The sequence below is a fragment of the Ruegeria sp. genome (assembly GCF_965221235.1).
Taxonomy (GTDB): domain Bacteria; phylum Pseudomonadota; class Alphaproteobacteria; order Rhodobacterales; family Rhodobacteraceae; genus Ruegeria.
The window spans coordinates 1,924,559-1,948,588 of sequence record NZ_CBDCRS010000004.1; the positions used below are offsets into that span (position 1 = coordinate 1,924,559).

Annotated in this window: 32 protein-coding genes; 4 read left to right on the forward strand and 28 right to left on the reverse strand. The window is 61.4% G+C overall.

The annotated features are described in order from the left end of the window. The 3 genes from ACOQOY_RS12695 (at position 1) to ACOQOY_RS12705 (ending at position 2,369) form a co-directional block, all read left to right on the forward strand. Complete coding sequence (locus tag ACOQOY_RS12695; protein ID WP_420585779.1) at positions 1-852, forward strand: methylated-DNA--[protein]-cysteine S-methyltransferase; 852 nt, start codon at positions 1-3, stop codon at positions 850-852. Positions 853-1,029: 177 nt separating this feature from the next. Beyond that, positions 1,030-1,464: a glyoxalase superfamily protein gene (locus ACOQOY_RS12700; RefSeq protein WP_420585780.1), complete on the forward strand. Its 435-nt coding sequence runs from the start codon at positions 1,030-1,032 to the stop codon at positions 1,462-1,464. Between the two features lie 254 nt (positions 1,465-1,718). Further along, entirely contained in the window at positions 1,719-2,369 is a 651-nt protein-coding gene (locus ACOQOY_RS12705) for a peroxiredoxin (RefSeq protein WP_420585781.1), read from the forward strand. 229 nt (positions 2,370-2,598) lie between these two features. Here ACOQOY_RS12705 and ACOQOY_RS12710 read toward each other — a convergent pair whose 3' ends face one another. From ACOQOY_RS12710 to ACOQOY_RS12720, 3 genes are all read right to left on the reverse strand, one after another. Then, a complete protein-coding gene (locus ACOQOY_RS12710) occupies positions 2,599-3,288 on the reverse strand; it encodes an outer membrane protein (protein WP_420585782.1) in 690 nt (229 codons plus the stop codon). A 128-nt stretch (positions 3,289-3,416) separates the two neighbouring features. Beyond that, the gene (locus ACOQOY_RS12715; RefSeq protein WP_420585783.1) at positions 3,417-3,938 is read right to left on the reverse strand and encodes a helix-turn-helix transcriptional regulator; all 522 of its coding nucleotides are present in this window, start codon (positions 3,936-3,938) and stop codon (positions 3,417-3,419) included. Between the two features lie 23 nt (positions 3,939-3,961). Continuing rightward, a complete protein-coding gene (locus tag ACOQOY_RS12720; RefSeq protein ID WP_420585784.1) occupies positions 3,962-4,234 on the reverse strand; it encodes a PepSY domain-containing protein in 273 nt (90 codons plus the stop codon). Positions 4,235-4,472: 238 nt separating this feature from the next. Between ACOQOY_RS12720 and ACOQOY_RS12725 the strand changes: the two genes are divergently transcribed. Beyond that, positions 4,473-5,108 carry a DUF1326 domain-containing protein gene (locus ACOQOY_RS12725; RefSeq protein WP_420585785.1) on the forward strand — a complete coding sequence of 212 codons (636 nt, stop codon included), beginning with the start codon at positions 4,473-4,475 and terminating at the stop codon, positions 5,106-5,108. Between the two features lie 37 nt (positions 5,109-5,145). Here the strand turns inward: ACOQOY_RS12725 and ACOQOY_RS12730 are convergent, their stop codons facing one another. The 25 genes from ACOQOY_RS12730 to ACOQOY_RS12850 all read right to left on the reverse strand — a co-directional run bounded on the left by ACOQOY_RS12730 (position 5,146) and on the right by ACOQOY_RS12850 (position 24,029). After that, positions 5,146-5,982, reverse strand: a complete 837-nt coding sequence (locus ACOQOY_RS12730) for a glycosyltransferase family 2 protein (RefSeq protein WP_420585786.1) — start codon at positions 5,980-5,982, stop codon at positions 5,146-5,148. Then, positions 5,979-6,755: a hypothetical protein gene (locus tag ACOQOY_RS12735; RefSeq protein ID WP_420585787.1), complete on the reverse strand. Its 777-nt coding sequence runs from the start codon at positions 6,753-6,755 to the stop codon at positions 5,979-5,981. The genes ACOQOY_RS12730 and ACOQOY_RS12735 overlap by 4 nt, the downstream gene beginning before the upstream one ends. Positions 6,756-6,841: 86 nt before the next feature. Beyond that, complete coding sequence (locus ACOQOY_RS12740; RefSeq protein WP_420585788.1) at positions 6,842-7,570, reverse strand: glycosyltransferase family 25 protein; 729 nt, start codon at positions 7,568-7,570, stop codon at positions 6,842-6,844. Positions 7,571-7,638: 68 nt separating this feature from the next. After that, a complete protein-coding gene (pnp, locus tag ACOQOY_RS12745) occupies positions 7,639-9,789 on the reverse strand; it encodes a polyribonucleotide nucleotidyltransferase (RefSeq protein ID WP_420585789.1) in 2,151 nt (716 codons plus the stop codon). 218 nt (positions 9,790-10,007) lie between these two features. Further along, the gene (locus tag ACOQOY_RS12750; RefSeq protein WP_420585790.1) at positions 10,008-11,060 is read right to left on the reverse strand and encodes an acyltransferase family protein; all 1,053 of its coding nucleotides are present in this window, start codon (positions 11,058-11,060) and stop codon (positions 10,008-10,010) included. A gap of 270 nt (positions 11,061-11,330) precedes the next feature. Continuing rightward, the gene (locus ACOQOY_RS12755; protein WP_420585791.1) at positions 11,331-12,161 is read right to left on the reverse strand and encodes a hypothetical protein; all 831 of its coding nucleotides are present in this window, start codon (positions 12,159-12,161) and stop codon (positions 11,331-11,333) included. 547 nt (positions 12,162-12,708) lie between these two features. Then, positions 12,709-12,966 (reverse strand): DUF7681 family protein, encoded by a 258-nt coding sequence (locus ACOQOY_RS12760; protein WP_420585792.1) that lies wholly within the window; start codon positions 12,964-12,966, stop codon positions 12,709-12,711. A gap of 131 nt (positions 12,967-13,097) precedes the next feature. Continuing rightward, positions 13,098-14,372, reverse strand: coding sequence for a phage minor head protein (locus tag ACOQOY_RS12765; RefSeq protein WP_420585793.1), 1,275 nt, complete (start codon positions 14,370-14,372; stop codon positions 13,098-13,100). Next, positions 14,338-14,925, reverse strand: a complete 588-nt coding sequence (locus tag ACOQOY_RS12770; protein ID WP_420585794.1) for a holin family protein — start codon at positions 14,923-14,925, stop codon at positions 14,338-14,340. Before ACOQOY_RS12770 ends, ACOQOY_RS12765 begins: the two co-directional genes overlap by 35 nt. 1 nt (position 14,926) lies before the next feature. After that, on the reverse strand, positions 14,927-15,322 hold the full coding sequence (locus ACOQOY_RS12775; protein ID WP_420585795.1) for a hypothetical protein: 396 nt from the start codon (positions 15,320-15,322) through the stop codon (positions 14,927-14,929). 4 nt (positions 15,323-15,326) lie between these two features. Continuing rightward, the gene (locus tag ACOQOY_RS12780) at positions 15,327-15,932 is read right to left on the reverse strand and encodes a holin-associated N-acetylmuramidase (RefSeq protein WP_420585796.1); all 606 of its coding nucleotides are present in this window, start codon (positions 15,930-15,932) and stop codon (positions 15,327-15,329) included. Continuing rightward, positions 15,929-17,545, reverse strand: a complete 1,617-nt coding sequence (locus ACOQOY_RS12785) for a DUF935 domain-containing protein (protein WP_420585797.1) — start codon at positions 17,543-17,545, stop codon at positions 15,929-15,931. Before ACOQOY_RS12785 ends, ACOQOY_RS12780 begins: the two co-directional genes overlap by 4 nt. Continuing rightward, positions 17,545-18,984, reverse strand: coding sequence for a hypothetical protein (locus ACOQOY_RS12790; protein WP_420585798.1), 1,440 nt, complete (start codon positions 18,982-18,984; stop codon positions 17,545-17,547). Before ACOQOY_RS12790 ends, ACOQOY_RS12785 begins: the two co-directional genes overlap by 1 nt. Further along, complete coding sequence (locus tag ACOQOY_RS12795) at positions 18,981-19,496, reverse strand: phage protein Gp27 family protein (protein ID WP_420585799.1); 516 nt, start codon at positions 19,494-19,496, stop codon at positions 18,981-18,983. The genes ACOQOY_RS12790 and ACOQOY_RS12795 overlap by 4 nt, the downstream gene beginning before the upstream one ends. Positions 19,497-19,520: 24 nt before the next feature. Further along, the gene (locus ACOQOY_RS12800; protein WP_420585800.1) at positions 19,521-19,841 is read right to left on the reverse strand and encodes a hypothetical protein; all 321 of its coding nucleotides are present in this window, start codon (positions 19,839-19,841) and stop codon (positions 19,521-19,523) included. After that, entirely contained in the window at positions 19,838-20,161 is a 324-nt protein-coding gene (locus ACOQOY_RS12805; RefSeq protein WP_420585801.1) for a hypothetical protein, read from the reverse strand. The genes ACOQOY_RS12800 and ACOQOY_RS12805 overlap by 4 nt, the downstream gene beginning before the upstream one ends. 226 nt (positions 20,162-20,387) lie before the next feature. After that, positions 20,388-20,663 (reverse strand): hypothetical protein, encoded by a 276-nt coding sequence (locus ACOQOY_RS12810; RefSeq protein WP_420585802.1) that lies wholly within the window; start codon positions 20,661-20,663, stop codon positions 20,388-20,390. Positions 20,664-20,700: 37 nt separating this feature from the next. Further along, complete coding sequence (locus ACOQOY_RS12815) at positions 20,701-20,955, reverse strand: hypothetical protein (protein ID WP_420585803.1); 255 nt, start codon at positions 20,953-20,955, stop codon at positions 20,701-20,703. Continuing rightward, entirely contained in the window at positions 20,952-21,800 is an 849-nt protein-coding gene (locus ACOQOY_RS12820) for a phosphoadenosine phosphosulfate reductase family protein (RefSeq protein ID WP_420585804.1), read from the reverse strand. The genes ACOQOY_RS12815 and ACOQOY_RS12820 overlap by 4 nt, the downstream gene beginning before the upstream one ends. After that, a complete protein-coding gene (locus ACOQOY_RS12825; protein ID WP_420585805.1) occupies positions 21,797-22,138 on the reverse strand; it encodes a helix-turn-helix domain-containing protein in 342 nt (113 codons plus the stop codon). The genes ACOQOY_RS12820 and ACOQOY_RS12825 overlap by 4 nt, the downstream gene beginning before the upstream one ends. Beyond that, entirely contained in the window at positions 22,135-22,395 is a 261-nt protein-coding gene (locus tag ACOQOY_RS12830) for a hypothetical protein (protein WP_420585806.1), read from the reverse strand. Before ACOQOY_RS12830 ends, ACOQOY_RS12825 begins: the two co-directional genes overlap by 4 nt. A gap of 140 nt (positions 22,396-22,535) precedes the next feature. Further along, positions 22,536-22,658, reverse strand: coding sequence for a hypothetical protein (locus tag ACOQOY_RS12835; RefSeq protein WP_420585807.1), 123 nt, complete (start codon positions 22,656-22,658; stop codon positions 22,536-22,538). Beyond that, positions 22,655-23,134: a phage protein GemA/Gp16 family protein gene (locus ACOQOY_RS12840; protein ID WP_420587243.1), complete on the reverse strand. Its 480-nt coding sequence runs from the start codon at positions 23,132-23,134 to the stop codon at positions 22,655-22,657. The genes ACOQOY_RS12835 and ACOQOY_RS12840 overlap by 4 nt, the downstream gene beginning before the upstream one ends. Beyond that, a complete protein-coding gene (locus tag ACOQOY_RS12845) occupies positions 23,134-23,598 on the reverse strand; it encodes a hypothetical protein (RefSeq protein WP_420585808.1) in 465 nt (154 codons plus the stop codon). Before ACOQOY_RS12845 ends, ACOQOY_RS12840 begins: the two co-directional genes overlap by 1 nt. Beyond that, positions 23,595-24,029 (reverse strand): hypothetical protein, encoded by a 435-nt coding sequence (locus tag ACOQOY_RS12850; protein ID WP_420585809.1) that lies wholly within the window; start codon positions 24,027-24,029, stop codon positions 23,595-23,597. Before ACOQOY_RS12850 ends, ACOQOY_RS12845 begins: the two co-directional genes overlap by 4 nt. Position 24,030 lies beyond the last annotated feature (1 nt).

The window sequence follows — 24,030 nt, forward strand, 5'->3', positions numbered from 1 at the left end:
ATGAACGTCCAGACCCCGGAAAGCGGATACCACTACAACGTCATGCGCCGCGCGATCGAGCTGATCGATCAGGGCGGCGAGGGCCTCAGCCTTGAAGAACTGGCGCAGCAGATGGATATGAGTCCAGCGCATTTCCAGCGCTTGTTCTCGCGCTGGACCGGTGTGTCACCGAAGCGTTACCAGCAATATCTCACGCTGGGCCATGCCAAGGCCCTGCTGCGCGAGCGGTTCACCACGCTGGAGACCGCCCATAACGTCGGCCTTTCCGGCAGTGGCCGTCTGCACGATCTGTTCCTGAAATGGGAGTCCATGAGCCCCGGCGAATATGCCCGCAAAGGCGCAGGTCTGACGATCTATTGGGGCTGGTTCGAAAGTCCTTTTGGCCCCGCGCTGGTGATGGGCACCGACAAAGGCATTTGCGGCATGGCCTTCGGAGCCGAAACCGGCGAGGAAGAGGCGATGGAGGACATGCTCTCGCGATGGCCTTCGGCAGAGTTCGTCGAGGACCCAATGCGCCTGCGCCCCTGGGTTCTGAGCGCCTTTGGAGCGGCCAGCAACCGGCTTGAGCCGACGCCATTGTACCTGATCGGTTCGCCTTTGCAGATCAAAGTGTGGGAGGCGCTGATGCATATCCCATCGGGGCAGGTCACCACATATTCTGAGATTGCCCAGCGCGTAGGTTCACCCCAAGCGGTCCGGGCCGTTGGCACCGCTGTCGGGCGCAATCCGGTCAGTTGGCTGATCCCGTGCCATCGGGCGTTGCGCAAGTCCGGTGGGCTTGGAGGTTATCATTGGGGCCTGCCCGTGAAACGAGCGATGCTGGCTTATGAAGCGGCGCAGGCCGACGTCTGATTGACAGAACGACCCGCGGCTGCCAAAAAGCGGGGCAGGTTCGGGTCCCCTGCCGTTCGCGGCCTTTTGGCTTTGGTGAAACCCGGTGACACAACATCTGTTGCCCTTTCCAGGCGCGCGGATGGCAATGCGAACCCCGTCCTGATTTCGCGCCCGTTTTAGGAAACGAGGCAAAGCATGACCGTATCAAACAAAATCGCTCCGATAGAGGAGCTGAAAGCGCAGGCAAGACGTCTGCGGGAAAAACTGCGCATAACGGGCGTTCAACTCTCATACAGCGAAGCGCTTGAGATGTTGGCGCATCAGCACGGGCTGCGCGACTGGAATACCCTTAGCGCGATGGCGGGCAACCGGATGCATCTGCGCGTTGGTGATCGGGTCAAAGGCCGATATCTGGGTCAGCCCTTCACGGCGGAAATTCGAAGCCTGACGAAACTTGGCGATGGTGCGCATCGTCGGTTGACATTGCAGTTTGACGCGCCAGTGGATGTGGGTCGCTTCGACAGCTTCTCTTCCTTTCGGCAGCGCGTTACCGGGGTGATCGGTTGGGATGGGCTCTCGGCGCGCAAGACCTCGGATGGGGAGCCCCAGCTTGTGGTCCGTCCAGCCTGAAGATAAAGCGAGGCACCCGAATGGGTGCCTCACAATTGGATTATGCAAGTAGGGGGTGTTCCGCTGCCCAGCCATCACAGGCTTTGACAGCGGCAATAGCGGCGTCCGGGGTTGCCAGCGGACCCAGCGCAGCCAAGGCGCGGTAGGCAGTGATTTGATCAAACAATTTTGTGCGTATGCTAGGTTTAACAATCGCGCAAAGTGTTTAGGTTTACCGCAACCGACTCAGGTTTTCACAAGAAGGGAGATGCACCATGGGTTTGCGCATCAATGACACGGTTCCTAATTTCACCGCAGAAACGGATCAGGGCACCATTCAGTTCCACGACTGGATCGGCGACAGCTGGGCCATTCTGTTCTCGCATCCCAAGGATTTCACCCCCGTCTGCACCACCGAGTTTTCCGCTGTGGCGCAACTGAATGACGAATGGGCTGCGCGCGGCACCAAGGTGATCGGCGTGTCCGTCGATGGGGTCGAAGACCACAAGAAGTGGAAGAAAGACATTGAGGCTTATGGTAACGCCAGCCCCGGCTTCCCGATTATTGCTGACGATGGTTTGGCGGTATCCAAAGCCTTCGACATGCTGCCGGCTGAGGCGTACCTGCCTGATGGTCGAACACCGGCGGACAGCGCCACGGTACGGTCGGTCTTTATCATCGGGCCGGACAAGCAGCTGAAGCTCTCGATGACCTATCCGATGACCGTGGGCCGCAACTTTGCCGAAATCCTGCGCGCGCTGGACGGGTTGCAGATGTCGTCCAAAGGCGTGGCGACACCGGCCAACTGGGTGCCGGGTGAGGATGTGATCATCCCGCCCGCGGTTTCCAATGACGAAGCAAAAGAAAAGTTCGGCGAGTTCGAGACGATCTTCCCGTATCTGCGCAAGACCACGGCGCCGTCGTAAGGCAGGGCCGGGTCAGGGGGGCTGTCTGCCCCCCAACGCGCCTTGGGCGCGACTCCGCCCGAAGATATTTTTGGCCAGAAGAAACAGGCGGGTGGTTTTACAGCCCGCCTGTTTTCGTTTGGCTGATCGTTTCCGAGGGTTTTGGGGAAGGTTTTGCATGTCCCCGTGCATGGGGCACGGGGACATGCCAGAGAGGCGAAACCGGAGCGAAACACCCCTCTGTAAGCGATCAGAAACCGTAGCGCAGGCCGACATTAACGCTGAAGGCGTCAATATCGTCTTCGACTGTGCCGGTCAGAGCACCGCTGGGAGACAGCCGGTCCGAAGAGACATCGAAGGCGCGCGTGTAGCGCGTGTCGAGGGTCAGCGCAGTGTTGTCGTTCAGGTCATAGGCGACGCCAGCGATGATCTGGGCCGCGAAGGTGGTATCGCTGTCATCAAGTTCGACACCGGGACCATAGGCAAAGTCGAGGTCAGAATAGGTGGCGCCGATACCAAGGCCGACATAGGGGGTGAGCGCACCCGCCTGTTTGAAATCGACCAGAACGTTGGCAAACAGGGATGTTTGCGTCACGTCGCCGGAAATATTGCCTTCGGCTGCGGGGCCGTTGCCGGTGAAGTTGACCCCATCCACATCGCCATCACGAAAGGACAGTTCCAGTTCGATCCGGGTGCCGATTGTATCGTTCGACCATTGCGGGATCTCGGTGCCGATGGCTACACCCAGCCCGAAGCCTCCGTCAAAGTCGGTATCAACGGATTGGTTTGATCCGCTGATCGTGCCGCTGAAGTCGCTGTCCTGAAACTGGCTGTAGCCAGCAAAACCCTGAATATAGAGCCCGTCCGTTAGGCTTTGCGCGGCCAGCGCCGACGCGCTGAGTGTCAGGGCTGCTGAGGTGAGGATAAGACGCTTTATCATAATTTTGTCCTTTGTTCCGTAGTCTGTCTTGCGCAGATGTGGGAGCCTTCAGGACAAAAGGAAGGCGGCCCGCCTTCACTTCGATTCACGGGTTATTTGAGCTGTGTGAACGAATAAATCGAGGCCGTTCAATCAGGCGTATCAGAACCGTCAGCCGAGGGTCTGAGCAGCGGTTCGGATAACAGTTCTTCGACGAAATAGCTGAGCAGTTGCAGCCGCCCAGAGACGCCCGCCTTTCGGTAGACGGCCGCGCTTTGTGCTTTGATTGTACCCTGTTTGGTTTGCCGCAGCTCGGCGATTTCGGCGATGGACAGACCTTTGATGGACAGCATCGCAACGTCGCGTTCGGCATCACTCAGCTGCCAGTCGTCGAATTGATGTTCGATGATCTGGGCAAAGGCCCCCTGTGCGACGTGCAATTGCCGCCGCATGTCACGTACCTGTCGGGTCTGGGAGCGGATCAGCGCAATCGTCGCAGCCAGCCCGCCCACCAGTGCCAGCGCCAGAACCAGCTCGAAGGCGTGCAAATGGCGGAAACCGGCGCTTTCTCCGCCGATCCAGTCCATCGCGGCGTCGGTCATGAAAAAGGCGGCGCAGAGGGCCTGCACCACCAGAAGAAGCCAGAGCAAAGACGTTTGTGAAATCTTCATGCGGCCTCTTTGACATCACGTGATCAGTCGTCGTCCTCTTCCAGCTCGATGGCGGTCACGACGCCGTCGGTCCCGGACAGGACCAATTCAGTTTCCACGCCATCCTTCACGAGTTCAACCTCGATCTCACCGTCTTCGAATTCGATCTCTTCGATCTGGTATCCCTGTCCTTCCAGGGCCGCGCGGATATCGGCCTCGGTGGTGCCCAGCTTGTCACCCAGCCCGACATTGGCAAGGGCCAGAACCGGTGCGGTTGCGATCAGGCCGGTCAGGGTCAGCAGTTTCAAGGTTTCCATATCGCATCTCCTTTTTGCGTTGTGGCGATGCGATCGAACTGGGAGCAGGTACGGCGCGTTGCGATTGGTTTTTGGTTGATTGGTCGGCGATTGAACCAAGGTTTATGCCGCTGGCACGGCAGTTTCTGGCGTCTGGTTCAGGATTTGAACGAATTGTGCTAGGGTGCCGTGGGGGACAATCTACAGGCACGCGACCAACGACATCGGGATTTCAAACTGTTTGAAACAGGAGATGACGATGGCATTTACAGATTGGTACGTCGAAGGCGATGCGTTTGGGAACTGCAATTGTGGCTATGCCTGCCCGTGTCAGTTCGAAGAATTACCGACCCAAGGTCATTGCCGCGGGTTTGAGGTGTTGGAGGTGTCCAAAGGGCATTTTGGCGACACTAACCTTGCGGGGACAAAAGCCGCGCTGATCTATGCCTGGCCGGGTCCAATATTTGAGGGCGGCGGAGAGATGCAGGTCATTATCGACCCCAGTGCCTCGGACGCGCAACGCGCCGCATTGGAAAAGGTGTTCCACGGCGAAGAGACTGAAGAGATGGCGACCCATTGGTTTGTTTTCCGGGCCATGTGCAAGACTGTTCACGAGACCCTGTATCTGCCGATTGAATTCGAAATGGATATGGAAGGGCGCACGGCCAGAGTTTCTATCGCGGATGTGCTGCAATCGACCGGCCGCCCTATCGAAGCCCCTCACGGCGGCGGCCCGCATCGTGTTCGGATCGACATTCCGGGCGGCATCGAATTCACCTTGGCCGAGATTGGCAGTGCCTCAACCAAGGCGGATGCGGCGATCAAGCTGGATCTGAATGACAGCTACGGGCAATGGCATGTGATGAAGCACGGACCGTCAGGGATAGCACACTGATCGCGCGGTTGTGCTGAACTGCACCCAAAGCGAGGCGTTATAGCGGCGGAAACCCGAAGTGTTCGACCATTGCCCGGACCTGACGGTCATTCCCACCTGCCGCATTGTCGGTGCGCAGCGACGATTGCTGTTCAAGCTCCCATTCCAGAATGCGGGTACGGGTTCCGAACTTGCAGGCCTTCGCGCCGGTCAAGCGGTGCATCCAGTACAGCCAGACATCATCCGCTGTTGGGCAGAGTGTTGTGGCCAGTTCCCAGTTCGTCACGTCCTCGGCAAAACAGCCGGGTGCGTAGAGGACACCGGACACTCCGGTAGGGAAAACACGCCCCGAGCAATCGGGCTGCCGGATATTCATGCTCCAGTCTGAATAAGGGGCAGGCAGGCCGCTTTCGGTCAGCTTGACGTGATGCCCGCGGGCGCAGACAACGGGTGACTGCGTCTGCTGATGCGCAGTCACCAGACGCTCTAACCAATGGGCGTCATAATAGACATCATCATCCGCTGTCACGATTGTGGCATTCGGGGTCTGGTTTAGCTGCGGAAGGATCTTTTTGAACGATCGCATGTCGGTGCAACTGGCGATCTCAAGCCCCTGCGATCTGAGCGCGGTCACGTCTGCGGGCAGTATCTCAAGATCGTCCTGCGCGATCCACAATACGGTTTGGTCCGGGCTGACGGATTGCTGCAACAGGCCCCGTAGCGTGTCGGCAAGTTGACCGAACCGCGCCGGGTAGCTGGTCAGGGAAACAACAAGCTCTCCGGGCAACGTGTGGGGCGTTGAGGGCAGGGAATGACGCTGGTTTAGCTCGGACAAGGCAGCTGAGACGCGGCGGCGGTGCTTGAAGGCCCTGAACGCCTGCCCAAGCCCTTTCATCCCTGTTCCCAAGCGTCTTTCAGCCAGCCTATATCGCCGATCCGCCGATACCATGTGCTGCCGTGGCCGTTCAGGGCATCTTCCATCTTAGGCGTCCCTGCAAACACGACGATCCGGGCGTTTTCAGGCAATGTGGGGTTGGCGAAAAAGCTTTTGATCCCGCCCGGCACGCATTGGTTTTTGAAGCTGACACACCAATCCTCGGGCCAATATTGCAGGTTGCCATGTTTGGCCAGTTGCGCGCTTTGGAATTGCTGCGAGATTTCATAATTCGCGGTCGCTGCGCCCGGGTCCGCGACATAGGTATCGACGATGTAGCTATGGGCGCCGATTTCATAGCGAAACACCGACGAGTTCCCGACTGATGCCAGAAAACTGTCCCGCTGAGGGTTGATCCGGCGCAAAGGTTTGGCCCGGAATAACGTGTCATCGCGAATGATGCGAAACGGGGCGTCGTCTTCAAAAAAGCAATCGAGGCTGCCAACGATGACCTGATCCAGATCCAGAAACAGTGCTGTTCCCGACAGGCCGAACAGGTCTTTGGAAAAAAGGGCCAGCTTGCGCCACCGGGTGTCATTGTGACCGTCAGGCAGGTTCAGCTCGGGCAAAGGCAGCGCTTCGATGCCCTCATCCAGACCGCTGGTATCGTCGGTAAAGCAAATGAACCGATGGGGGCGTGAAAGATGCCGCTGAACGCCACGTGCCAGCCTGTTGACGTATTCGGGGCCATACATCGTTCCCCATTTCATTGTCAGAATCAGGACTGGTTGCATGCTATCTGCTTTTGCGTCGTTTCGGTTCATGGCCGTCAGGCCGCACGAGGTATTTCTTTCGATGCCGTTTCTTGTCAGGTCTTGCCTCAGGGATCAAGCCGAACGGCAAAACGATTGCGCCAGTACATCGCCTTCATGTACCGGCTGAGCGGCTTTTTCCGCCGATGGGCGTCAAAGCTTTCCCGGTCGGTCTGCAAAGAAGATTGCGCAGCATCGGGCTGGACATGATGCACCGGGCGCGGCGACACTGCGCGAGCGCCAATCCGGTACAGATCAACGGGCCAATCCGCGTAACACGACACCGGGGTTGTCCCCGCCAGCAAGTCGGCAGCAGCTTGTTTCGACACGGAATATCCTGTGGCCAGCACCGGGTTGCTCGCAATCCGATATGTCGCGCCGATCCGGCCCGCATCTTTGCGCGACCCGCGCATCACAGGCACGCGGCTGTAATCCAACAGCAGCATCGGGGCCAACAAAAAACCCTTTTCGTCGACAAAGGTTTTAAATTCGGGTTGAATCTGCGCGTCATCTTCCAAAATCACGGCACCGGGCAGATTTTGGTCAATCACATGTTGGTAAATCGCGCGATGAGACAGCGCGCAGGCGAACTCTCCGTCCGTCATAAGGCGGCGCACCCGTTTGTCCGCCAGCTCTCGGTCAATCAGGGGTTCATAGTTCGACGGCAGGCCGTTCCGTCCGTCGATGGCCGTGAAAAAGCTGTAATCCAGACCCAGCGCGTCCAGCTTTTCTGAAATGGCCTGTTGCCGATCCGTAGCGTCCGCAAGGCTTATGATCAGAATAGGATAGCTGGTCATACCGGTCATAATACGCAATGGGTGAAGCACCCCCGCAAAATGAGCAGGGGTGCCTGAGGCAGGGCAGATTACTCTGCGCCTTCCTCTTTCTTTTCTTTCTTCTCGGGAACGATCTCTTCGCCGGTTTCCTGATCGACCACTTTCATCGACAGGCGAACCTTGCCGCGATCGTCAAAGCCCAGCAGTTTGACCTTCACTTCCTGACCTTCCTTCAGAACATCCGACGGATGGTTCAGGCGGCGGTTTTCGATCTGCGATACGTGGACCAGTCCGTCGCGCTTGCCGAAGAAGTTCACGAAGGCACCGAAGTCGACGATCTTGACCACTTTACCGGTATAGATCTGACCCTCTTCCGGCTCGGCCACGATCGAGTGGATCATCTCATAGGCCTTCTTGATCGACTCCCCATCGGGCGAGGCGATCTTGATGACGCCGTCGTCGTTGATGTCGACCTTGGCGCCCGACACTTCAACGATTTCGCGGATGACCTTACCGCCCGAGCCGATCACTTCACGGATCTTGTCGGTCGGGATGTTCATGGTCTCGATACGCGGCGCGTGGACCGAGAATTCGTTGGTCTCGGACAGGGCTTTGCCCATCTCACCCAGGATGTGCATCCGGCCGTCCTTGGCTTGCGCCAGGGCTTTCTCCATGATCTCGGGCGTGATGCCCGCGACCTTGATGTCCATCTGCAACGAGGTGATGCCGTTTTCGGTACCCGCAACCTTGAAATCCATGTCGCCCAGATGATCTTCGTCACCCAGAATGTCCGACAGGATGGCATAGTTGCCGTCATCTTCCAGGATCAGACCCATGGCCACACCGGCAACCGGTGCTTTCAGCGGAACGCCCGCATCCATCATCGACAGCGAACCGCCGCAGACAGACGCCATCGAGGACGAGCCGTTGGATTCGGTGATCTCGGACACGATACGGATCGTGTAGGGGAAGTCGGTCGCCGCAGGCAGAACCGCCTGCAGGGCGCGCCATGCCAGCTTGCCGTGGCCGATCTCACGACGGCCGGGGCCGCCTACGCGACCAACTTCACCAACCGAATAGGGAGGGAAGTTGTAGTGCAGCAGGAAGTTCGATTTGAAGTTGCCGTGCAGCGCGTCAATGAACTGCTCATCGTCGCCGGTGCCCAGCGTGGTCACGGCCAGCGCCTGTGTTTCGCCACGGGTGAACAGGGCAGACCCGTGCGTCCGGGGCAGCATCGAGGTTTCGGCTTCGATCCCACGGATGTCGGTGGTCGAACGACCGTCGATCCGCTTGCCGCCTTTGACGACGTCACCGCGCAGGATGCCGGCTTCCAGCTTTTTCATCGCCGATCCAAGATTGGCGTCTTCCAGCTGTTCCTCGGTCAGCGCTTCCTTGATCGCTTCGCGGGCAGCGGCAACAGCGGCAGTGCGCTCTTGCTTGTCGGTGATTGCGAAAGCGGCGCGCATCTGCTCTTCACCGGCTGCGGAAACAGCAGCGTACAGATCGGAATAGTCCGGTGCGGCGAAGTCAAACGGCTCTTTCGCGGTTTCTTCGGCCAGCGAAATGATCAGGTCGATAACCGGCTGGATTTGCTCATGTGCAAAGGTCACGGCGCCCAGCATTTCTGCCTCGGACAGCTCGTAAGCTTCCGATTCCACCATCATCACGGCGTCTTTGGTGCCGGCCACAACCAGATCCAGACGCTGTTCGGGGTTCAGGCGCAGGTCCTGCATGTCGTCCACGGTCGGGTTCAGGACATATTCGCCATCTACAAAACCAACGCGGGCACCGGCGATCGGGCCCATGAACGGCGCGCCGGAAATGGTCAGAGCAGCGGACGCCGCGATCATTGCAACGATATCGGGATCGTTGACCAGATCGTGAGACAGCACGGTGCACATCACCAGAACTTCGTTTTTGAAGCCGTCAACGAACAGCGGGCGGATCGGACGGTCGATCAGACGCGCGGTCAGCGTCTCTTTCTCGGTCGGGCGCGCCTCGCGCTTGAAGAAGCCACCCGGAACCTTACCGGCGGCATAGTATTTCTCTTGGTAATGGACGGTCAGCGGGAAAAAGTCCTGACCGGGTTTTTGTTGCTTGGCAAAGGTCACGTTGGCCATGACGCTGGTTTCGCCCAGCGTGGCAATCACGGTGCCGTCGGCCTGACGGGCAACCTTGCCGGTTTCCAGTGTCAGCGTCTCTTCGCCCCACTGAATCGATTTCTTCGTTACATCAAACATATGCGTATCCTAGAACGGAGCACTCCCGCCCCTGCGGGTCTCCGGTTTTGCATGGCGGCCCCATTGCCGCCGACCCCACTTTATCTTCCGTTCGAGTGCCGGGGTCAGGGCACAACGTCTCAGATACCCGCGCGCATACAGGAGTTTTGGGAGGAAGGGAAGGGAAACCAGAAAAGGATCAACTGCCGCAAGCAGTATTCGAATGCGCGTGTGGCACGCTATTGCGAATGTCGGCTCAGGTTGCGCTTCTTCGACAGGTACTGATTTGAAATTCGAATTAATCTTGTCTCGACATACAGAAAATACAGGTGCGACAGCACAACGATCACCAGGAACATAGCAAACGAAAGGGTTAGGTATGTGGGGAATGACAGATGATCAAAAGAGGGAATACATGCGATAATCACAGGGATGAGGATCGCGTGTATGAGATAGAGCGCGTACGAGGAATCCCCGAGTGGACTCAACCAACGAAAAAACCTGTCGCCATGGCCCTCTTTTTCCAACGCCACACACCCAAAGACAAGAAACACGCTTGGGATACCCCACAAAATCACCAGTGGATAATTCTGGTAGTCCACCCAGATACTAGCGGAAAAACCGATCAATGCAGCAATGATCAAACCAGCTGCACTTTTGGGCGACATATTAAACCCTCGTGACGCTATCCAGCCAAGCCATGCACCTGCCGCGAATTCTAACAAAAGGGGGCTGGTGATCAGTTTAGGAATTCCAAAGAAATCGCCAGCGGGGATACTCCAAAAATTCCCCAGCGCCACGCTGGCTGCGAAAAAGACAGACAACCAGATCACGCGATTTAAGGCCGAGAGACCAAGCGCCAAAACGATGGTGAAAAGAAGATAGAAATAAATCTCATAGGCGAGGGTCCAGCCGACAAAAATCAGCGCGCTGGACCCTTTGGGAAGCAACAACACGCTGCCAAGCCACATCTCAAACGACTGGGGTAATTTCTTGCCAAGCAGGATGGCAATCGGAATGCTCAGCGCCGCCAGAAACCAATAGGATGGGTAAATGCGCGAAAACCGTCTGCGTAGAAATATGCGCCAGTCACTTTTGCCGTCTCTGTTCGTCCAAACCATAATGAAACCACTGACAACAAAGAAGATATGGATACCAGCAGCGCCAATACCTGAGATGTAAAACGTGGTCGGAAAGGAAAAGCCAAGTGAACCCGGCAAAAAATTTAAACAATGGAGTAGCGCAACTGCAGCTGCGGCAATCGCTCTGAGCGCTTGAATGGAGTGGAGCAAAACCAAATTCCATGGGCCAAATCTGCGAAAAGCGTATGTTACTAGGCTTTTGTGCGTCAAGTAATCTGACAGGATCGACGGAACATATGCAAGTAAAGTCGAGAAATGATCGAGATTGTCTCTGCCTGTTCGCCAATTAGCATGACAGGCCCGAAAGCTGCGACTCCGAGAGGCGGCGTTCATGGCACAACGTCTCAGATCACGCACGCGCAGTATGAGGCCACGGGGAGTGGGACCGTATTCCGAGCGCGTAAGGGCACTAAAATGCGTTCAGAAAGATTGTTCGCGCGATTTGCGCAGGGCGCGAATGTCTTCTGCGGCTTCGGTCTGGGGCGGAGTAGTCTCACTTGGTGACGTGGTGCCTTCGGATTTCAAGAACGCCAGAGCCGAGATCGACCAGAGCCATGAATTCAGCCAAAGCAACGCCCAGCTTGCCGCGAGTCCTTTTAGAATGATCTCGGCGTCGAAATTCGGCAAAGTCTGAGAGGTCAGGATCGATAGGACGGACAATACGATCGGCAGAAGCGCGTAGACAGTAGAAAGAATGCCGAAATAGACCTGTAAGAAGATCGAAACGAAAAAGACGCAGAACAGTGGAACGAAGCTGCGCCCGAACCCGTTGAAAAACCTATGACCAGAAGCGCGCAGACCTGCGGAGTGCGCAGCGCTGGCCATCGGCACCGCCATGACCGCGTAGAATGCGGTCAGCACAAATAGCATTGCGATGGTTTTGCTTCCCACAGCGATCAAGGCGAATGCGACCTGAGTGTCTTTGGCTGCATTTTCCAGAGCGCTCCAAGTGAAAGGTTCGCCCACCTGCCAAAGGGCAAACGCAATGGCAGACAGGCTCACAATAAAGCCCAGACACCACAGGGCTGCTCCGAAGAACATTCCGTACATTAGTGATTGCAGTACCAAAGCTCTGTAATCTGTGCGCCGCGTACCGCCTTTCAGCTCCAAAGCCACTCGTATTCCGAAAAGGCTGATAAAAGCGCTAGTGACCGGACCACTGATGTGATCGGCCAACCCAAACGTGAAGAGGCTCAGAACCGCCCAAACGACCGTTGAGGCGAAGGTGATCGCAAGGACGGGAAGGATCATGTGGAAAGAGACGCGCAGCGAAAGTGCTAAGGAATTCAAGATAAGAAGCATAATACGGGATTTGATGTAACTTTTGGTTGTGCGACCTTTCACACCTCAACCAAATGGAAAAGTCAATTGTGGTGGGGTGGACCGTGGGGGCTACGACTGTTTGGTCCGGCTGTGGGGAGTCGAAAGTCGAGGTAACTCGGGATTTACCGTTATGAGGCGTTCTTTGCCGTTATAAAGCGTTACAGCACAACGTTTTAAGGGCTTTGGAGGGCTGATCTGCGCTGGATTCGGGGGTGTCGAAAGTCGAGGTAAATGTTCGGGATTCACCCCCCTGATTTCCCGATAAATCGCCGTTTTTCCCGCCATTCACAGGGTATGAAACGCCGATAAATTCTCGCGATTTCAGGGGGGCTGTTTTCGAGGAAAATCCTGTTGTTATCGCACCCGTGAAATCATCGCCTCGAGCAGGTGAAATTCGCAGGATGAAACGGAAAAGGCGCGGGTCGCCGTGACGGCCCGCGCCCTGATGTTTTTGTTTGGGGATTAACCAGTCAGTCTACGTTGTTGCGGCTTTGACCGCCCACATGGCCGCTTCTTCGGCGGATGTGATGGCGAGCGAAGCGTGCCGTGCTGAGTTTGCGTTCTTTTCGCGGATGGCCTCGCACTCGGAGATGAGCGCCGCAGCGATCGCCTTGATCCGATCGACCTGAGCGGAATCTGAAGGATTGAAACCCTGCCGTACAAGAACGCGGGCCGTATCGTTGATTGACACCGAAGTGCCTGTATTAAGGGCGGTGTGAACTTTGATGTGCATGGGAAGCTCCTTTACTGCACGGTTGCGCCCGAGCTGTTGCGCGGGCTATGAAGGGGTTGGCACCGGAGTCATTTCGTATTCACCTCATGCCTTCGGGCGAGCGCGGGGGTTACGGCCCGCCCGGTGCCGGTTTATAATTCTCTCTTGATCAATCCCCGCAGACGTGCCGCTTTGAGATTGCGCAGGTGCGCCATGTGCAGGCTGACCAGATAGGTTTCCCGTCCATCCTGTGTGGCCTTGAGGACGGCACACCAGAGCCTGCCGTCGATTTCCAGAAACGCCATGACGTGATTGATATTCTGGCTGGACGGGAACAGGTCTCCCTCGTCGAGAATACGCTGCACGAGGGCATAGTCCTGCGGGCCGAGTTCGGGATGTTTGCGTATCTGTTTGCCGGCGGTGGCGGCGCTGAGGCGCACGGTGCGCGAGCGCCCGCCTGTGGCTTCAAGGATGGTCTTGTCGGCGATGGCGACCGGCCAGTCGCCGGGGATCGTTCGAGGCGCGCGCCCTTGATCCTGAGCCAGTTCGACGAAGCGTTTGAAGGGCGCGCCCTTCCAGGGTTGACCGATGGCGGCGCGGGCGAGGTCGGGATCAGCCGCATCGATCTTGCCGATCAGCCGGTTGGCGGTGTCCTGGCCTGTATTGATGCGCCCGACATTGTGGCCAAAGCCGGGGTCGATGCCGCGCGGCACCCGGAGGGTCTGGCCGGTGCGGCGGTTCTCCCATGGCCGGGTCTCGTCCCAGCCGGGGGGCGGGTTGTCGGAGATTGCGTAGCCGAAATCCTCCAGGTCCTGCGCGCTCAGTTGCTGAACGGTACAGCGGCAATTCCAGCCATTGGGCGGGAAATGCGTCTTCCAGAACGGGTGATCCCATCTGAGCACGGTGCCGTGCCATGCCATGTGATGAGGCCGTGTGCGGGCGTCCTGAGCGACATAACGCAGGTAGGGATGGGTGCCTGCGCGCCGTTCGATGCGCTCCCACTGGCCGCGTGCGTAGGCCATGCGCAGGTTGGTGTCGAAGATGATGCGCAAGCGCCGGGGTGAGCCAAGCTGAACAACACGCTTTTCACCTGTGAGCGGATCGCTCATTGTCTTTCGGCCCCACCAGCCCTTGGCGCGCAGGAGCGGTTCGAGGCGGTTCTGGAACTGTGCGAACGTTGTTCCCTCGGTCAGGGCCTCGTCCACTGCGCTGCGGATGTCTTGCAGGATATCGAGGCGCATGGCCTTGGTGACGGTGAAAGAGCGCAGGTGTTCCTCAGCAGCGGTATCCTGCCAGCCAAAGCCCACATGGTAGCCCTTGGCCTGAAAGAAGCGCACGGCCTCGGCGGGGGGCAGGTTCAGGAACTCGGGCTCGGCCATGACTCCCGCCCGCTCACTGTCCGGTGCGCCATGCGTCGATCGCCGCATTGCCCGTCGCGGCATCCGGAGCCGCATCCGGTGCATCAGTTCGGGGTTCCGCCCTGCTGACAGCCGCTTTTGTCGCAGCCGGTGCAGGTTCGGGTTCCGGGCGCTGCGCCTCGATCTGCTGCATCCTGTCAATGACGCCGGTCACATCATCAGCGGACAGGCGCGGGCCGCGATCGCGGAATTTTTTCAACTCCCGCGCGCCGAAGTAGAAGCCGATAATCGAAAGCAGTATGGCCCAGAGAAAGTCCGGAACCAGATCCAGCGCTGCCATGCGTTTCCCGAACGCGATCGGGTCGTACATCGCAAAGACGAAGAACCCGATGGTTCCGAACGCCATGATCGGTCGCGGTAGCCGGTTCAATGCGTCGATGAAGCGGTCGAACACGCCCTGTTTTGGATGTGCGAACTCGGCGGCGAACTGCGCCAGCGCCGCGCTCTGCGCGTCAGCGGCCCGCTGCGCCGAGGCTTCGGCATTGGGCCGGAACGCTCCCGCAACCTCGGTGACGATATTGCGGCTGCCCCCGAAGAGCGCGGTAAGCAGGGTGCGGATCATGTCACAGGGTCTCCCCGCACAGATGGAGCGCGATGTGGTGCAGCCAGTACTGCACCTGCGGCGGCACGGAATTGTCTGCCTGCATGCGTGAGGCAAGGTCCGCGACAACCATGCAGCGCAGTACCGCTGGCGGCGGACATGTGGCGGGTGTCGATGGGGGGGCGGCGGTGTCCGCCTCCTCCGGTGCCCCATCGACACCTGCAGCCAGACCGGTGGCGAGCAGGACGCAGGCCATGATCAAGAGAATGAAGAGCAGGATCTTCAACCCCGGTGCCCACTGTCCCGTCACCCTGGCGACGAAGTACCACAGCGCGACGATGGCCGTCAGTATGACGCCGATTGGAAACAGAACCACACCGGCGATCGTGCTCAGCGCTTTTTTCAACATCATCATCATTTCCTCACGTCCAGGCCCTGATGCGGGCGTAAAATTCGGCGGCGCTCAGATGGAAGCGCGGCGCAATGAACTCTTCGGCGCGGCGGATCCAGCCGCCCTTGCCCCCGTTGCGGCGTCGGCAGTACTTGCGGAATTGAGGTCGCTTGTCCGCGAGCCCGAAATAATACTCCCGCCGCGCGATGCCGTAGGCGTCCCGGAGCGGCGCGCCTTCGGCCTCCAGCGCCTCGGCCGCGCGCGCCGTTTGCGGGCCGATCGCGCCATCGACCGCCACGTCCTGGCCTATGTCGCGCAGCAGGCGCTGCAGGATCTTCACCGCGTTCGATCCGGCATTGACCTGCATGTCGAAGACGGTGGCGTGCAACTGCCCGGGCAGCCAGTCGATGCGGGGCTTGTGAAAGTAGTGCCTGAGAAATATCTCCACGGCCTGCTCCTGCGTCAGCGCGTGGACGTCTCGCGCATCCACGTCGCCATCGCCGTCGAGATCGAGCATGAGGTGCCGCATCGTGCCGAGCGTCACGCCCCATTTCGTGGGACCGCCCGGATCGTCCGGGTCATCCACATAGCCGCCCTCGCGGCCAACGATCTCCCATGCGATCTCCCGGGGTGTCATGTCACGTCCTCGCTGTTGTTGGTTCCGGTCAGTCCGGCCGCGCCGGACAGGCGGGCGGAGAAGCCCATGCGCCGCAACGTCTCGATGAACGTTGCATCATCCATATCCCCCATCAGACGGGCGAGACGGGCCCGGACTTCGTCGAGATCATCGCTTCCGGCGGATGCGGCAAGCACCGGGCCGATGACCGGCTCCATCAGCGGTGCCCAGCCCTCGCCATCAATGAGATCGTCGACAGCCCGGTCGAAGGCATCGCCCCGCGCCGCGCTGGCCCGCGCCCGGCGCGCCCGTGCGGTCGCCTGTTCCGCAGGGGCCGCCGCGCCGTCTGCGGGGGGCATGCGGGTGAGTATTTCGGCCCCCGGGGCCGGATCGGGAAGGCCCATCCGGGCGCGCAGGTCCACGGCATCAACCTTTAATCCAACCAGCACCAGTTTGGAGACCGCATCGGCCAGCATGGCCAGATCGATCTGTTCCTCGCGGCCTATGACAATCCGGGGATAGCCGCGTGCGCCCGGATCGCCACGGTTGAGCGCCACGATGGGCCGCGCCACGTCGCGGGTGAGCGTTGCCGCCAGTTGCCGCGCGTCGGAGCGTTCTATGTCATGGCGCACCTCGTCATGAACCTTGCCAAGGGCGTAGGAGCCTGAACCGCCCTTGCCCGCATCGGTGGTGAGTGTCTGACCGAGTACGGCCTTGGAGACCTGCGCGTCGAGATAGCCGAGCAGATCGGCGTAGAGTGCCGAGGAGACGGTTCCCGCTTTTGCGGTGACAAATTCGACATTCATGCCCTCGGGCACGATGCCGCAGGCGTCAGTGGCGATATTGCGCACCGCGCGCAGCAGCACATCGCGCTCCGCCGGGGTGGCCCCCTTGTGGAATCTGCCGAGCCGGAGTGGTTGCCCATAGGCCTCGACGAAGCGAACCCAGTCGCGGGTGGTGTAGTTCTTGAACAGCCAGGCCCAGGCGGCGGCGCGCGCCAGTCCACCCCGGATCGGCAGGCCGGACTTGGCCTGATGGAAATGCGTGACGAACTTGCCCGGTTCCAGCGGCACCAGCCCCGGCGCGCCATCGGGCACACCACCCGCGCGGATATCGCTTCTGAGCAGCAGTTGCATTCCGCTTTCGCGGTCGAACTCGAACCAGCGCGGCAGGCGATACTCGATCCGCGCGGGCTGCCATTGGCGGGCGCTGGTCTCCCACATGATCTCGGCCACCGCATAGCCCTTGCTGACGGCGTCGAGCAGCGAGAACATCTCGTCCTCCAGTTCGGTGCGCTCCACCCATGCCCGCACCTCCGCCGCGTCAGCCTCCGCCTCCGGGCTGTCATCGGCGGGTTCGACCGTGACGTTGAGCTGGCTGACCTGACGGCGGCGGGTGGAGAGCACGGCCAGATAATGGAGATCGCGCTCTTCCATCTCTTCGGCGAGATCGAGAAAGGCGCGCGCGTCCCCCTGTTCGGCCTCTCGCAGAATGACGGCGAGCCGTCCGGGTGTGAGGCCGGCGGCAGGATGTTCCGACCAGATCGAGCGCAGGCCGGTGACGGTGGGACCGGCGATTTCCTGACGCAGCCGGGCCGGGCGCAGGGGCTGTCCATATGCATCGAGCACCGCCATCACCAGGCCCCCGGTCCGAATGTGGCGCGTCCCATCAGTGCAGTGCCATCGCGATTGCGCGGGGCGTAATCATCCGAATGATCGGGATGCATGAAGCTGTGGCGGCGCGCCGTGGTCCCCGGCCGTCCGCTCGGCGTATAGCTGTATTCGGGTTCGCCACCGCGCGCGGCGGCGCAGGCCAGCGCCAGCGCCCAGAAGCGGTCGGCATGCCCATCCGTATCCTTGCCGTCGGCCACCAGGCGCGGTGCGCCGGTCCCGCCGGGCTCGGCGCGCACGGAATGCAGGTCGCGGCGCAGCTCGTCATCTGCCGGCAGGCGCAGGTGGCGGTCCTCCACTGCCTCGCGCAGCGCGGTCGCCACATCGAGCCGTCGGGGCGCGGTCAGCATCACGCCCTCGACGCGGAATGTCCCGTGATCGTCCTGAAGCTGTTCGACGAAGGCCTCGCCCATGCCGGTCTGGTCGACCGCGATGCGCACAGGGCTGAACCGGTCGGTGAGCTCCCACACGATGTCGCGCTGCGCCGAGAAGGGGATGTCCCGTTTCGCGATGAGGTGACGGCACCACAGGGCGGAGCCGTCACGCTCGATGACGGCGGCCACCCAGAGGTCGCGGCGGCGGGCCACGTCGACACCGATGAAGACCGAGCCCTTGCCGGTCCGGTCGGGATCGCCCGCGTGATCATGCTCGCAGGCGCGGATCAGATCCCAGGACAGCCATGCCCCGCCGCCCGCCGCCGGGATACAGTCCAGTTCCTCGGCCGCATGGCGTCCGTACCGCGCGCGGATCCCCGCCTCCCAGGCGGCGGCGGCCTCCGCCGTGTCCGGCTGTCCGGTGACGGCAGCGATACGGGAGTAGAGCCCCTGATCGAGCGCATCTCTTAACGTCACGTGATGCACCGTGCCGCTCTCCCGTCCCTCGCGCAGATCACGGATCAGGGTATTGAAGGGGTTTGTCACACCGTTATGGGTGGAGATGACACGGACGCGCCCGCCCCACTGGTTGAAGGCGAGCGCGGCCTTGAGCACCTCGTCGATGTCATCGACAAAGGCCGCTTCATCGACCACCGCCACGTCACCCGGCCGACCCTTGCCCCGGAAGCCGCGCGGGCTGGAGGTCATGGCGAGGATTTTCCTGCCCGAGCCGAAATTGACCCGGAACACCTGGATATCGCGGCCTTCGTCCTCCAGCAGCGCTTCGCCCACCTCCTGCGCCGCGATGTTGAGATCGGTAATCCATCCGGCGCAGTCCTCGATGAAACCGCGCGTCATGTCCTTGTCGTAGGACTGGTAGTAGATGTCGCCCAGCCCGTCGGCCGCATGCATGACCGCATGCCAGGCCTCCGCCCAGGAAATGCCGATGCGGCGGGACTTCTCGATGACCGCCAGCGGGGAGCGGTCCTGAACCCATGCGGTCTGGTAAGGGAGCAGCGTCCGTTTCACGATGCCCCTCCCGTTGGATATTCAGCCCCGGTTGTGCCTTCGACCTCCGCGCGCAGGCGGGCGCTGGTTTCCGGGCTGATACCGGCCTTGATCGCGGCCTGCTCGACGCGGGTTCCGGCGGCCAGCAGCGCCCGGCGGCGCTCGGCCCGGAGCGCGGTCGAGGCCCTGACAAGATGCGCCATGGCGCGCGCGGCCGGTGCAATTTCTTTCGGGCTGCCTTCCTCCAGCGCCATCATGAACGTGTGCAGCCGCTCCTGCGCCATCCGGAGCATCGCCTCGGCCACAACCCCCTCGTCGTCCGGCGACGCGGCCACCAGCGCACGCGCCTGCTCTGTCGCCACCTGCGTCCGCCGGATCGCGCGCTCCAGCTTCGCGCCATGGCGATGGACCGACATCGCACTGACATCGTGTCCAAGACCGGCCAGCCAGTCGGCCAGGCCCTTGTAGTCGCTGAACCCCTTTTCGATCAGCAGCGTGTCGAGCTGCGCGCGCACCTCCTTCGGCAGGCGCATGATCCTGGAGCGCGGCGGCATCGCTCAGCCCTCGCCATCGGCCAGGCGCGGCGGGCGCGTGATCCCCGCTTCCGCCGGCACTTCGTAATCGACCACGTCGCGCCCGCCGCGCGTCAGCTTGGCCCGCCAGGCGCGGAGATCCGAGCGCTCCAGAACGAGCAGCCCCCGCGTCTCCAGGTAGTCGAGCTCGTTGCGGATACATTCCAGGGTGACGCCGAGATATTCGGCCCGGCCCACATCAAGACACATCCGGTCGGTCACGCCGAGATGACCGCCCACCATCGCCGTGCGCAGGATCGACCAGCGCAGGCTGGCAATGTGCCGCTGATCCAGTGTGTGGGTCATGTGTCGTGTCTCCCGATCCGTTCCTCCAGCCGCGCCAGCGTCGTGGAGTGGCTCTCCAGCATTCCGATGATGCGGCTCTGGTTGCTGACGTAATCCTCGCGCCGCACGTAATGCTCGGCCACATGCAGGCGCAGCGCGTCTATCTCGCGCTCCAGCGCGTGCAGATCGCCCCCTTGCGTCTCTGCTGCCTTTGGCGCGGCTGGCGTGGTTTGCGACGTGCCCGGCACGCCCATGCGCCGCAGCGCCATCACCACGGCGCTGATAAAGATCAGCACGGCTCCGACGCCGGCCGCCGCCTCCCAGGCCTCCGGCCCCGGCATCAAAAGCGCCCTTCAGGGCCGGGAATGTCGGAAAACAGTGATTGCGCGGCCATGATCTGTCCTTGTGGCAAAGAGCGGTCCCTGAACAACAATAGCGGGCCGGGCGCGCGCGCGTCAGCGGACCATGGTCCGCCCATGGGTCCGCTCGTGGTCCGCCCGTGGCGATCAGGTCGGCAAGCGGCATCCGATCGCACGGCCTTCGGAAGGACGGGACCGGGTCTCCGGGTCAGCCCCCGACACCGCCTGCGAGGCTGCGCTGTGCCCGTGCAAGCCAGTCCGCAGCGGCCTGCGCGATATCCGGTCCCGAACCTGCGATCCCGTGAACCTGAAACTCGACAACACCACGCGCAAGCGCCGCCGCGCGATCCGGTATGCGGAGATCGCCGCCTGCCTCCAGCAGCGCACCGATCAGCCCGTCGGCCAGATCCTCCGGCTCCTTGAGGGGGACCAGCTGCGCCACCAGCGCACGGCGGGCTTCCATCATGGTTTTTTCTGTCGTCATTGGTCCTGTTGGTCCTTTTTGTCGACCGCCGTCACCGTCACCGTGCCCTCCGCTTAAAAAACAGCGGGGCGTTTTCAGGCGTGAGCGGGGCGGGGTCGTAGCGCGCCAGATATGCCCTCTGGCAACGCAGCCAGACCTTGTAGGGGTAATGCGAGCGCGCGCCAAACGGATAGGCCGCGCGCAGCGCCACCTTGCGCTCGGCAAAGCTGACATCGGCGGGCAGACGCGCATGGGCTTCCGCGATACGCTGCTCTGCACGCCTGCACCAGAACCCGTCCCGTCCCGCCATCACAGGCACTCCCCGCCCGAGGCCTGACACAGCGCGCCCTCGGTCTCGAAGATCCAGTCGCCCTGCCGGTCGACGAAGTCCCGCAATCCGGCGCGGCTGTATTCCTTGCGGAAGCGCGCGCCCTCCGGTCGGTTGGACAACCGCGCCGCCAGCGCTTCCATCTCCTCCCACCAGCGATGCCGCTCCGGATAATCCCGCGCCAGCGCCGCCAGATCGGCCTCTGATTTCAGAAAACATCCATCGCAGTTGCCAAGCCAGCACCGCCCGTTCAGATTGGGCAGCGCCAGATCGAAGGGCCGGGCTGCCCAGAACCGGGCCACATCATGGCGGGACACGCCCGCCGCCGCCAGCGGATACCAGGTGGTCCAGCGCTGACGGTCGGGCGCGGTATTGAGCCTGCGCGGCTCGTCGGCACGGATGCCCAGGGCTGAAACCCAGTGCTGCCAGCCCTGCGCGACAAGCCAGCGCTTTGCGGTGCGCACCTTGAGCTCGGCCGTGCAGAACCGGGCCGCCGGGTTGGGCAGATGCCGCTTGCGCCGGATCAGCGCCGCGAACGGCTCGCCCTTTCGGCTGGCGCTGGCGTAATCGACCCGCACGGCCATGGGGGCATCTTCGTAGCGGTATTCGAGCCAGACGATATCGACCCCCCAGCGCGCGCCGCATTCGGCCACAAAATCCAGCGTCTGCGGCATTTCGCGGCCCGTGTTTGTAAAGATGACCCTCACCCGGTCCGGCAACCCGTTATTGGCTGTCAGGAGCTGGTGAAGCATGAATGCGCTGCTGCGCCCGCCGCTGAAGGCGATCTGCACGGGCCCCTCGGGCAGGCGGAAGGGATCGGTCGGGCTCACCCGCGCCCCTCCCGCATGTAGCGCCTGACTGTACTGCGTGTCATGTGCAGCCGTGCGGCTATGGCAGTGGTGCCCATTCCCCGCTCAGCCAGCCAGCGCACCACTGCGCGGCGCGCCAGCGGCACGTCGAGACTGTGGCCGCCCAGCGTGAGCGTCAGGGTGATCACCGGGGCCTCGCCCACCAGATCGCGCAGGCGAACCGCATCGGGGTGGGTCTTGTGCGAGGGTACCCGCCAGACGGTCCCGCCGAATTCCAGCGCCACTGCGCAAGCGATATGCGCGCCGGCATGATCGGCGACCTCGCGCAGCGAGAGCGGCAACAGATCCCGCAGACTCAATGCAGCCCTCCCTTTTGTATCTCCGCCCGCGCCGCCTCGTTTCCGCTCGCGATGTTCGCGTTTATGATCCGGAATGCATCCACGAGGGTGAGTTCTTCCGGATTCTGACAGGCCAGGAGCTGCCCGACCACATGCGACGAAAGCGCCAGTACTTCCTGGCCAGAAAGCGATCCCGCGTATTTGTCGAGCAGAACCAGAAGATCCTGCTTGAACAGTTCCTGGTCGATGGTCGCGGGCTTGTTTGTCAGGTTGCTCATCGGGTCCTCCTTATCATGCGCCGGGCGCGATTGCTGACGGGGCCGGGTTGCGCGCTTGTGATCGTTGTCAGCCAGACCCTGCCGTCATCGCCAAGCCGGAAGTGGTAGCGCAGGCCGTCATGACGGGTCACCACGCCGTCTCACAGCATCACCGGGCGTCCGGCATTGCTGGCGATGCGGGCGCGGATGGCATCAACATTCACGCCCCAGCCGCGCTCGAGATAGCGGATGACCGCATGATCTGTGATGTGGACCCCGCTCATGTCGCGCACCCTTCGCCGGGCCCGTCATCCTGTGGATGGTCGGTCCGCGCCAGCATCGCCTTGAGCGCGCGAACCACGTCGGTGATGTTTTGCGTATCGCTCAACGCATCCACATCCAGCGGAACAAACGACCAGTGCGGCCCGAAACGGGCGCGGATGAACGCATTCAGACCGTCGCGCCCGGGACGCCTGAGCGCGCCCCTGCGGCCCAGTTCGCCCCAGAGCGCATGAATGAGCCGCAGGTCTGCACGGGGTGCGAGCGGGTGTTTGTGCCGCGCCGCGCCTGCGCGCCCGGACTTTCCGTTCAGATGATCCAGCAGGTTCGCGAGATCGGTGGCTGCCATATCCCGCATCGATGCCTTGCCGGTCACGGCCAGTTGCACATCATGCCGGGTCGCGTCGTCGAGGCCAAGCTGGCGGCAGGCGGCATGGGCGGCGCGCATCAGCGCGCGGCGGTCGGACACCGGTCTGCCCATCAAATCTCTCCCCGCGCGCGCGGCTCCGGTGCGCCCGCACGGCCCTTGAGCCTGCCTTGCGCGCGCAGCGCTTTTATGTCGTTGTAGACAGTGCCCATGCTCACGTTGACGCCCAGTTCGCGTTCGATAACCGCAGGCATGTGCCGTGGCAGCACCGCCTTGTTGAAGAGCAGCAAGATCAGCTCTTTCCGGGCAGTGACGCGGCTTGTGCGGCCGGGATCGAAAGCGGACAGGTCCAGACCCAAAGCGTCCGAGGCGCGCTTTTTTGCCGCGCGCTCCATGCGAATATTGCGCGCCTGGGTGCGCCGAATGGACGCCCGGTACTCTTTGACGGTCCGGGTGCCCGGCAGCGGCAATCCGCTGACACCGGTCGGGATGCGCCGCACGCGGCCTTGGGCGACAGCGTCATCAATGAGCCTGCGGGCCTCATGGCTTATCGGATCGGGGCGTGGGGGGATCATCATGTGCCGCGCTCCAGCGCTCCCCGCGCGATCAGCTCACGCATGTTGCGCGCGTGGGCGGTGGCCACCTCCGACTTGTTCTGGCCCTCATAGGGGACTCCCAGATTTTTGCTGATCAGATAGCTGACCAGGCGCGCGCCACTCTGCTCGTTGAAGATGTCGCCCAATGGCCTGCCGAACTTGCCGGTGTATTTTTGCGACAGGAAATACGCCGCGCCGGCCTCCAGCGCCTGCTGCACAAAGACGCCCGCCGCGTCGCGCGCCAACAGCCCAGCCCGCTTGCTCAAGTCCGTCCCACCCCTCAGTTCGGGCGTGTCGACACCATGCAGGCGGCACTTGCGGTGCGCGATCAGGTCAAAGCCGAGATCGAGCGTCAGGTCAAAGCTGTCGCCGTCGTAATTGTGAAAGTCGAGGATTTTGAACCGGTACTCCATC